The sequence below is a fragment of the Burkholderia sp. AU30198 genome, from assembly GCF_020419825.1.
GTDB lineage: Bacteria > Pseudomonadota > Gammaproteobacteria > Burkholderiales > Burkholderiaceae > Burkholderia.
In genome coordinates, this window is record NZ_JAIZSA010000005.1 from 281,440 (window position 1) to 291,423 (window position 9,984).

The 9,984-nt window shown below is 64.9% G+C and carries 8 protein-coding genes; 2 read left to right on the forward strand and 6 right to left on the reverse strand.

Features of this window, described 5'->3' with window-relative positions; all coding sequences use genetic code 11:
• Positions 1-130 precede the first annotated feature (130 nt).
• The gene (fabF, locus tag LGN19_RS14395; RefSeq protein ID WP_174963600.1) at positions 131-1,399 is read left to right on the forward strand and encodes a beta-ketoacyl-ACP synthase II; all 1,269 of its coding nucleotides are present in this window, start codon (positions 131-133) and stop codon (positions 1,397-1,399) included.
• 155 nt (positions 1,400-1,554) lie between these two features.
• Here fabF and LGN19_RS14400 read toward each other — a convergent pair whose 3' ends face one another.
• Positions 1,555-3,024 carry a DEAD/DEAH box helicase gene (locus LGN19_RS14400; protein WP_226215410.1) on the reverse strand — a complete coding sequence of 490 codons (1,470 nt, stop codon included), beginning with the start codon at positions 3,022-3,024 and terminating at the stop codon, positions 1,555-1,557.
• Positions 3,025-3,414: 390 nt separating this feature from the next.
• Here LGN19_RS14400 and LGN19_RS14405 point away from each other — a divergent pair, with 390 nt between their 5' ends.
• The gene (locus LGN19_RS14405) at positions 3,415-4,149 is read left to right on the forward strand and encodes an ABC transporter substrate-binding protein (protein WP_226215412.1); all 735 of its coding nucleotides are present in this window, start codon (positions 3,415-3,417) and stop codon (positions 4,147-4,149) included.
• Between the two features lie 143 nt (positions 4,150-4,292).
• On the opposite strand, the gene LGN19_RS14410 is transcribed toward LGN19_RS14405, so the two are convergent.
• The 5 genes from LGN19_RS14410 to LGN19_RS14430 form a co-directional block, all read right to left on the reverse strand.
• Positions 4,293-5,798 (reverse strand): cytochrome c, encoded by a 1,506-nt coding sequence (locus LGN19_RS14410; RefSeq protein WP_226215414.1) that lies wholly within the window; start codon positions 5,796-5,798, stop codon positions 4,293-4,295.
• Positions 5,799-5,802: 4 nt separating this feature from the next.
• Complete coding sequence (locus tag LGN19_RS14415; RefSeq protein ID WP_226215416.1) at positions 5,803-7,455, reverse strand: GMC family oxidoreductase; 1,653 nt, start codon at positions 7,453-7,455, stop codon at positions 5,803-5,805.
• Positions 7,456-7,460: 5 nt separating this feature from the next.
• Positions 7,461-8,300, reverse strand: coding sequence for a sorbitol dehydrogenase family protein (locus tag LGN19_RS14420; protein ID WP_226215418.1), 840 nt, complete (start codon positions 8,298-8,300; stop codon positions 7,461-7,463).
• Between the two features lie 231 nt (positions 8,301-8,531).
• Complete coding sequence (locus tag LGN19_RS14425) at positions 8,532-9,047, reverse strand: GlcG/HbpS family heme-binding protein (protein WP_226215421.1); 516 nt, start codon at positions 9,045-9,047, stop codon at positions 8,532-8,534.
• A 447-nt stretch (positions 9,048-9,494) separates the two neighbouring features.
• On the reverse strand, positions 9,495-9,782 hold the full coding sequence (locus LGN19_RS14430) for a DUF1330 domain-containing protein (RefSeq protein ID WP_122949952.1): 288 nt from the start codon (positions 9,780-9,782) through the stop codon (positions 9,495-9,497).
• Positions 9,783-9,984: the final 202 nt, after the last annotated feature.

A 9,984-nucleotide genomic window follows, 5' to 3' on the forward strand; every position in this document is an offset into this window, starting at 1 on the left:
GTTCTTCACCCGCCCCATGCCTATACTGGCAGGCAATTTCCGCGATTCTTGAAATTCGAGAGCATCGCCAGATGGCGCATTGCGCCAATCGCTGGCGGCATTTCTACGTCAGTCAAAAGGGGAGCATGGCTTGAATACGAGACGTATCGTCGTGACCGGGATGGGTATCGTTTCGCCGTTGGGATGCGGCGTTGAATCGGTATGGAACCGTCTCCTGAAGGGGCATTCAGGCCTGGCCGGTTTGCCCGGCGACGTCACGGAAGGGATTGCATCGAAGGTCGGCGGCGTGGTGCCCGTGTTGACGTCAGATTGTCCATGGGGATTCGATCCGGACCTCGCGGTAGAGCCCAAGGACCAGAAGAAGATGGACCGGTTCAGCCTGTTTGCGCTCGCCGCGGCGCAAGAGGCCCTGACGCAAGCCGGATGGCAGCCTGAATCCGAAAACGCACGCGAAAGGACGGCGACCATCGTCGCGTCTGGCGTGGGCGGGTTCGGCGCGATCGTGGACGCCGTCAGAATCACGGATAACCGCGGACCAAGGCGGCTTTCTCCTTTTACCGTTCCCAGTTTCCTTGCCAATATGGCCGCGGGCCATATCTCCATCCGTCACGGCCTTCGTGGCCCGCTCGGCGCACCGGTGACTGCCTGCGCTGCCAGCGCACAGGCCATCGGCGACGCAGCGCGCCTGATCCGGGCCGGCGAAGCCGATATTGCCGTGTGTGGTGGCGCCGAGGCCTGCATCGATCGAGTCAGTCTGGGGTCGTTCGCCGCGGCAAGAACCATGTCCACCGGCTTCAATGATCATCCCGCGCAGGCATCCCGCCCATTCGATTCCGGACGAGACGGTTTTGTCATGGGAGAAGGCGCCGGCATGCTCGTCATCGAAGACCTGGAGCACGCATTGCAGCGAGGCGCCACGCCGATCGCGGAAGTGCTCGGTTATGGCACAAGCGCCGACGCATACCACATGACGTCTCCACCCGATGACGGCGCCGGCGGGCGACGTGCGATGGCGCTGGCAATCCGGCAAGCGAATCTTGAACCCGGGATGATCGGGCATTTGAACGCACACGCGACGTCCACGCCGGTGGGCGACATCAGCGAGCTCGCGGCCATCAAGGCGATATTCGGAACAGGTCGAGGCCCCGCCGTATCCGCCACCAAGTCGTCGACAGGGCATTTGCTCGGGGCAGCCGGCGGCGTGGAAGCCATTTTCACTGTGCTCGCGCTGCGCGATCAGCTCGCGCCGCCTACGCTCAATTTGACGCAGCCGGATTCGGCGGCGGAAGGCATCGACATCGTCGGCGGATCGCCCCGCCAGATATCGACGGAATATGCGATCTCCAATGGCTTTGGTTTTGGGGGCGTCAATGCCAGCCTGGTGTTCCGTCGACTTTGATCCTGAATTCGAGCCGAATGAAGATCCCGAACGCAGGCCCTGGCGCCATCGACCGAGTCAATGGCGGGTACCACGGCCTGCACGTTTCGCGCGCATCCATCCACGTTTGCAAAATGGCCAGCCACGTTCCATCGCTGGCCTGACACCCCCACGAATCAGGGCTGGCGCTTGCCGCGGCCGCCGGCGGGTTTGCCAGCCGGCTTGCGCGAACCCGCGGCTGGCTTGCCGGCTGGCTTGCCGGCGGGTTTGCCGGCGGGTTTGCTGCGCGGCGTCTGCGCGCTGAATGGGCTGCCACTGGACAAGCTCGCGCCCTTACCCGCAGCCCCAGCCCGCTTTGCCGCAGGCTTGCGCTTGTTCTCGCCACTTTGCGGGCGCGGCTTGTTGGCGGGCGCCGGCATGGCACCCGACCCAGCTTGCGGCACTTTGGGCTTCTTGGGCTTTTTGGGTTTCTTGATGATCTGGCCCGTCGCGCTGGTTTCCGGCACGCGGTGCTCCGCCTCGAAACCCGGCTCTTCTTCACGACGCAGCGTCTGCCGGATCAGCGCCTCGATCGCGGCCAGTTGCGGCGCTTCGTCGGCACACACCAGCGACACCGCCACGCCGCTGGCGCCGGCGCGGCCGGTACGGCCGATACGATGCACATAGTCTTGCGCCACGATCGGCAGATCCACGTTGATCACCAGCGGCAGGTCGTCGATATCCAGCCCGCGCGCTGCCACGTCGGTGGCGACCAGCATCTGTACTTCGCGCGCCTTGAAGCGTTCCAGCGCACGCAGGCGCGCGGGCTGCGGTTTGTCGCCGTGGATGGTGTCGACCGCATAGCCCGCTTCGTCGAGCATGGCCGCCAGGTAGTCCACGCCATTGCGGGTCTTGACGAACACCAGCGCATGCTCCCACTTGTTCTCGGCCACGAGGTGCATGAACAGGTCGGGCTTGTTCCGCTTGTCGACCGGTACGACCCACTGCTTGATCTTGCTGGCCGTCGCATTGGGCGGACTGACGCTGATATTGACCGGACCGCGCAGAATGCTCGCCGCCATCGCGCGGATATCGTCGGTAAACGTGGCCGAGAACAGCAGGGTCTGGCGCTGCGCCGGCAACGCGGCAAAGACGGCGTTGAGTTCGCGCGCAAAGCCGAGATCCAGCATGCGGTCGGCTTCGTCCAGCACCAGCGCCTGGACTTGATCGAACTGCACCGCGTTCTGGCGGTTGAGATCCAGCAAACGGCCCGGCGTGGCCACGAGCACATCGACGCCCTTGCGCAACTTCATCATCTGCGGATTGATGCTCACGCCGCCGTAGGCCGCCAGATATCGCAAGTCGAGGCCTTGGCCGTAAGCGACGAAGCTTTGCAGCACTTGTTCGGCCAGCTCACGCGTGGGCACCAGCACCAGCACGCGCGCGCGGTTGCTGGACACCGCCGGGCCGTGTTGCACCAGCCGTTGCAACAGCGGCAGCGCAAAACCCGCCGTCTTGCCGGTGCCGGTCTGGGCCGCCGCCATCACGTCCTTGCCATCGAGCACGGCAGGAATCGCCTTGGCCTGCACCGGTGTCGGGGCCTGGTAATTGAGGTCCTGCAGATTACGCAGCAAGGGATCGATCAGGCCGAGCGAGGCAAAAGACATGGACGTATTCCGGGCTAAAACCGCAATTCTAGCGGTTGCCGGGCGGATCAAGGACCGCCGCGCCTGGCTGGAGGCCGCCGGTGGGGGGCAGATACGGCCAACCGGAAGCAGACGCTGACGCAAAGCAGCCCGATCCAGCCCATTTTCCGGCACCCGGTCGCCTCTCGTCGCCACTCGGCTCTTTACCTGGCTATCACCTCATCGTTTATGGTTCGGGCAACAAGGTCAGGTGAAGGTCGATGCATCGCAACGCCGATCCGGCGACGGAGGCGGGCTTGAGCCGCTCGACGCTGTTCCGTGACGAAAGCCAGGTGATAAGCTCGATGCCGGCGCACTGTCGCGTATCGACGCGCGTCGAACCCTGCCCTTTACGACTGCAACGAGCCTCCCATGTCCCTCGCCCCTTCCGTCCTCTCCGCGTTCACGCCGACCGGCAAGCTGCGCGCGTCGATCAATCTCGGCAATCCGATCCTCGCGAATCGCGACCCGGCGACGGGCGAGCCGTTCGGCGTATCGATCGACCTCGCGCGCGCGTTCGCCGAACGACTGTCAGCCGAGCTGGAGCTCGTGGTGTTCGACGCCGCCGGAAAGTCGGTGCAGGCACTATCCGACGAGCGGGCCGATTTCGGCTTCTTCGCGGTCGATCCGCTGCGCGGCGAAACGGTCGCGTTCACGGCACCATACGTGCTGATCGAGGGGTTCTATCTCGTGCGCGAAGCTTCGCCGATCCGCACGAATGCGGACGTCGACCAGCCCGACAACCGCGTGACCGTCGGCAAGGGCAGCGCCTACGACCTGTTCCTCACGCGCGAACTGAAGGCCGCGCAGATCGTGCGCGCGCCGACGTCGCAGGCCGTCGTGCAGACCTTCGTCGAGCAGCAGCTGGAAGTCGCGGCGGGCGTGAAGCAGCAACTCGAGGCCGACGCGGCGAAGACGCCCGGTTTGCGCCTGCTCGACGAGCGGTTCATGGTGATCCGGCAGGCCATGGGCGTGCCGAAGAGTCGCGGCGAAGCGGCCGCGGCGGCACTGAATGCGTTCGTCGAGGAAATGAAGGCGTCGGGCTTCGTTGCGGATTCACTGCGGCGGCATGGCATTACCGGCGCATCCGTCGCGCCCCAAGCGTGATGACATACGGCGCGACGCAGCGGCCCGGGATTGCGCGCGCCCCGCTGATGACCTGAAAGGCGAAAGCAGGCTCGATACCCGTCGGCTTGCGACACGGGATCGATGCCTGCTTCCGCGCCGCACTGACGCGGCGGTTCGCCGAATCAGCCGGCCTTGCCGTGCGGCGGATTGGCCAGCGGCGTGCGTTGGCGGCGGCGCCACCAGAATGCGACGCCCAACAGCGCGATCAGCACGACAACCACCGCGCCAAGCAGCATCAGCGGCCGGACGCGCACGAGCAATGGAACAGGGCCGCCGCTGCGCACGACCGCAACGTCATCGGCCGTGACGGTCACGTCCGGATTGCCGTACTGCGCGAGCACGTAGTTCGAGATCGCAGCGATCTGATCGTCTTTGAGCGGCTGGACATAGGAATCCTCACCGAAAGACGGCATCAGCACGTGTTCGCCCCCCACCTCGCGATCGACGCCGTACAGGATCGCCGCAATCAGGTTCGACGGATTGCGCGAGCCCGTGGCGGTATTGTTCGACAGCGACGGATACGCCTGGCTCGGGCTGCCTTTGCCGTTGGCTTGGTGGCAACTCGCGCAGTATCCGCTGAACAGCGCCGCCCCCGTCGTCAGCGTGCCGTTCGAATTCAGCACGGATGCGCCGCGCAACGTCGCCTCGCTGCTGACCGCCTGCCCGTGCGCGAATGCCGGCACCGACTCGCGGTCGTCGCGGATCGGCTTCGTGCTGCGCAGATACGAGACGATCGATTGCAGGTCCGCGTCCGACAGATACTGCAGGCTGTTCTGCACGGCTTCCGCCATCGGCCCGGCCGCCTGGTTCTTGCCCGGGGCGCGGCCGGTCTTCAGGTACGACACCAGCTCGGCGTCGGTCCACGCGCCGATGCCGCTCACCGGATCCGACGTGATGTTCGGCGCATACCACGCGCCGAGCTGCGCACCGCCCAGGTTGCGGCCGAAGTCTTCGGCCATCAGCACGTTGCGCGGCGTGTGGCACGCGCTGCAGTGCGCAAGCACGTTGGTCAGGTACGCGCCGCGATTCCACTGCGCGTCGTGGGCCGGATCGGCTTCGAAACGCTTGTTCGACAGGAACAGCATGTTCCATCCCGCCATCGCCATGCGCATGCCGAACGGGAACGGCAGGTTCGTCGCGGGCGCGGGTTCGTCGACCGGTTTCACCGCATGCATGAAGTAGCTGTAAAGCGCATGCACGTCGTCGTCGCTGAGGCCGCTGTACGACGTATAGGGCATCGCCGGGTACAGGTGCGCGCCGTCCGCGCGCACGCCTTCGCGCAGCGCGCGTGCGAACTGCACTTCGGTGTAGTTGCCGATCCCGGCCGTTTTCGACGGCGTGATGTTGCTCGAATAGATCTGCCCCATCGGCGACGCGATGCCGTACCCGCCCGCGAACGGCTTGCCGCCATCGAGCGCCGTGTGACATGCCATGCAGTCCGCCGCGATCGCGAGCTGATGGCCCTTTTCGATCAGCGCGGCGTCTGCCGATGTCGAAGCCGTGCCGGCCGGCGCATCCTGCGCGAGGGCGGATGCGCTGCCGACGAGCGCGAACAGGCCGGCTGCGATGGCCGCGCGATACCCGGTGCCGCGTCGCGCGCGACGGTGTCGTTGAATCGTGTGTGTCATCGCATCAACCCTTCGCGAGGCTCGCGGAAATCGAATCCGCGGCCTTCAGGCCAAGGGCCGCCATCGACAGCGTCGTGTTGACGACGGACGCCGACGGCATCGCGCCGCCGCCCGGCAGCCACAGGTTCGCATGGTCGTGCGCGCGGCAGTCGCCGTCGACGACCGAGTTCTTCGGATCCGAGCCCATGATGGTGCCGCCCATGATGTGATTGTTCGCGTTCAGCGTCGTCGTGATGTTGAATTCGACCGCGTCGAACAGGCTGCCGATGTGTGACAGCTGCTTGCATGCCGCGTCGTAGCCGTGCCGCACGTAGTCGCCGACGTCGTAGTGGATGTCCGGGCATGCGAGGCCGAGCGGATCGACGCGCGTCTTGCTGAGCGTCAGGCGGTTGTTCGGATCCGGCAGCGGTTCGAGGCTGATCGACAGGTCGACGCCGTAGATCGCGCGCCGCCGGATTTCCTCGTCGAGCGCCTTGCCGACCAGGCCGAGCTTCAGCGCCTGTTGCGTCGCCGGCCCGACGCGCGAGATGTTGTTCAGGATCATCTTGTTCGCCGAATACTGCCCGCGGAAATCGCCGTCGCGCGGACCGACGATACAGCTGCTCTGCGCCGGGCCGCGGCCGAGCCACATCGGCTCGTTCGCGAGGAACGTGCAGTGGAAGCCCGAGTGATCCATCATGTTGCGGCCGACCTGGTCCGAGCCGTTCGCGATGCCGTGCGGATTGCGCTCGTTCGCGGCCAGCAGCAGCAGGCGCGGGGTCTCGATGCCGTTGCAGGCGAGCACGAACCGCTTGCCGCTCGCCTTGTGCGACTTGTGCGACGCGTCGTACCAGTGCACGGCCGTTACACGATTGTTCGCGTCGGTGTCGATCTTGTAGACGACCGATTCGGCGAGCACCTTCGCACCCTTGCGCTCCGCGCGCTCGATGTGGTGGATGCCGTTGTACATCGCACCGATCGGGCAGATCGGCTGGCAGTTGTTGTTGCCGCAACAGGTCGGGCGGCCATGCCACGGCCGCGTGCTGCGCGCCTGCGGAATCGGGATCGACCGATAGCCGTGCGCGTTGACGATTTCGGCGAAGCGCCGGTCGCCATGCCCCCACGGCACCATGTCCATCGGATACGGGCGGCTGCGTTGCGACGGCGACTGCATCGCCGAGTCGCTCGGCCCGGCCACGCCCATCTCGTCTTCCGCACGGCAGTAGTACGGCTCGAGATCCTCATAGGCGATCGGCCAGTCGCGGCCGACGCCATACGTCGACTTCATCCGGAAATCGACCGGCAGATGCCGCCAGCTCGACGCGGCCCAGTGCCACGTGGTGCCGCCGACCGTGCGCAGGTAGCCCTGCTGGAAACTCTGGCCGTCCGGGCCGCTCAGGCCGACGTAGTTGTTCTTCGGAAAATACAGCGGGGCTGGCGCATTCGGCGCCTGCGGGTAGAGCCCCTGGAAGTCGGAGCCGACGCGGTTGTCGAACGGCATGTTGCGCCAGTTCTCGACCGCCTGCCCACGCTCGATGCGCAGGCCGGATTCGAGGATCAGCACCGAATGGCCCTGGCTCACCAGCTGGTCGGCGATCAAGCCGCCCACCACGCCGGATCCCACGATCACGACGTCGGCCGACACGTCGCCGTTCGATTCAAATACAGGAGTTTTCATGAGATTCAGGCGTGCGTTTGCGGGTGCTGTGAAGTGGCTGACGCGACGGCTTTGCGCGGCGGCGCGACATCGGCCGGCGGCGGTTCGGCGGTCCACCACAGCGGGCCGTTCGAACAGTAGGTCGGCGCGCTCATCCCGTCGTGGACGGTGTCGTACATCAGCGCATCCGCATACGTGACCATCACGGCCTTCTGGCCATGACCGACGGTGCCCGTGTACCACGCGGCGACGATCGCGAGCGCGGTGTCGTGCAGGCCCGCGCCGTCGGCATCGGCCAGCAGTTGTGCCGGGGTCTGCCCGGCCCGCATGCGTTGCGCCAGCGCGGCCGCACGTGCGGCAAAACCGGCGTCCGTGCGGTGGAACGCGTCGATGAGGCGCCGAGCCGTCATCGGGTCGAGATTCGCGTGGCCGGTCAGCGCTTGCGACAGTGCGAGAAAGGTCTTGGCGTCGAGCGACGGCTGCTGCGCGAATGCGGAGCCGGGCGCGGCGGTGAGCAGCCCGACTTGCGTCAGTGCCGCCGCCATCACTTTCAGGGCTGCTCGCCGGGTAATGCCGGCGCGCGCGATGACGCGCGTTTCATGATCGTTTGGGGCCATGTCGTTTTCGTCTTTTTGGCGAGAAGTTGCTCGCAGGCTTTCTTGCTTCGAAATAATCGGCGGCGGGAGCCGCTCCGCGCGAAACGACGGAATGCCTCCACCACCGGCAGTGCGTAACCCGTCCGAAAGCACCGGCAAACGACCATGCCCGGCTGAACCAAGTATTGCACATGCCATGCAATGCGAATTTTTATCTGGCCGGATTATGCATAATCCGGCCAGCGAATGGAACCGGTTCCATTTTTGCATCCAGCAACCGGTTCAAATTTTCATCGCAAGGGGGAAGTGTAGCGATATCGATCGAATCGCGTATTTTCGCGACCGGGTCGAGCAGTCAATCCCGGCTGACGCGGGGCGAATCCGTCAGGCCGCAGTCGGCCTCGGGTACGCGCAAAACCAGATGAAATTAAAACGTCAGATTTATATTATTTATTTGAAAGGATAATCGGCGCATAGACGGCTTGCCTGTTGCGCGGCGACTTACCGGATTGCCGCCGCCCCCGCGGCCGCGATCACGCTATCCTGCACACCCGCGCCACCGCTGGCGCCGATCGCACCGATCAGTTGCCCGCCCACCACGATCGGAATGCCGCCCTCTCCGGCGAGAATGCCCGGGATGCTGAGGTTGCCGGTCGCGCCGCCGTTGTTGATCGCGTTCTGCATGTCCTTGGTCTGCCTGCGGAAACGCACCGATGCGCGCGCCTTGGCTTCCGCGATTTCGATGGATGCGAGTTGCGTTCCATCCATTTTGTCGCTCGAGACCAGATTCCCGCCGCTGTCGACGACGACGAGCGCATATTTCCAGTTTCGGCGCCGTGCCTCTGCTTCGGCTGCCGTAATGGCCGTGCGCGCCTGTGCCAACGTAATCGGCGGACCGTAGGGGATGTCGTACGGAAGTTGCTCGGGAATCGGTGCCGGTGCGGGGGATTGTGCTGCGGCATGGGCCGTGAAAATGGCGCTGGCCACAATGAAGATACGGGACTTTTTCGAAAACATGAGAGACGGTTCCATAAAGGCTCGATGAGGCCGATTTGCTCGGCGAACTGCTGATCTTACTTGCGTCGCAAACTTGGCGCCTTGTCGATACGGGCACCGCAGCCGCTCCATTCGGGGATGGCAGCTGACCGTCAGGTTATGACGCAAGCCCGTAATCGAGGTTGGAACGCGGCACCGGCCGCGCATGACTGTCGCGGCGGAGGCCGCCGTGGGGACTAGCAGGTATTGATCCAACAACGTTTCTTGATTGCTGCGGCCCCGGATACTATCCAACGTCCCATGGCGCCCCCGAGACCGCGGGCGCTACCGATAGTCAACGAGACTTTCGACATCCTGTTTCCATCCACGGGATTTTAATAAGGATGACTACGAAATCGAATGCACAGATACGGCCCGGTCGATGGCATGGTCGTGGCGGCGGCCGGCGAGCAGCCGCCGCCGGCCAGGTCAGGCCCCTTCGACCAGCACGGCCCGATAGCGTGCACCCTTGAAGCGATGCTGGACGGCGGCCTGGTATGCCGGGCTGTCGTACCACGCGTGCGCGGCGTCCCTGGACGGAAACTCGACGATCACCACGCCTTCCGGGCCGTCGCCCTCGAGCGTTTCCTGCGGGCCATACGCGGCCAGCACCTTCACCGGGTGGCCGGCCAGCGTCGCGCCGACCTTGCTCTGGTAGATGTCGAGTTCGTGTTGATCCTGCGTGCTTTCACGCGTGAAGACGATATAGGTCGCCAAGATTGCACTCCTGATGCGGTTCGAGAATGAATGGACGATCCGGAGACGTCCGTCGGCCAACGGCAATCATCCTAACCATGCGGTGTGCTTTCTCGTATACCCCTGTATCCAACTCAGTATTCGAGCCGGATTAACAATGGATGCGCCCGTTCGGTCGGGCGCGTGAGCTGATGGTGTGTGACGCCGGTCGGGTCGACCGTTG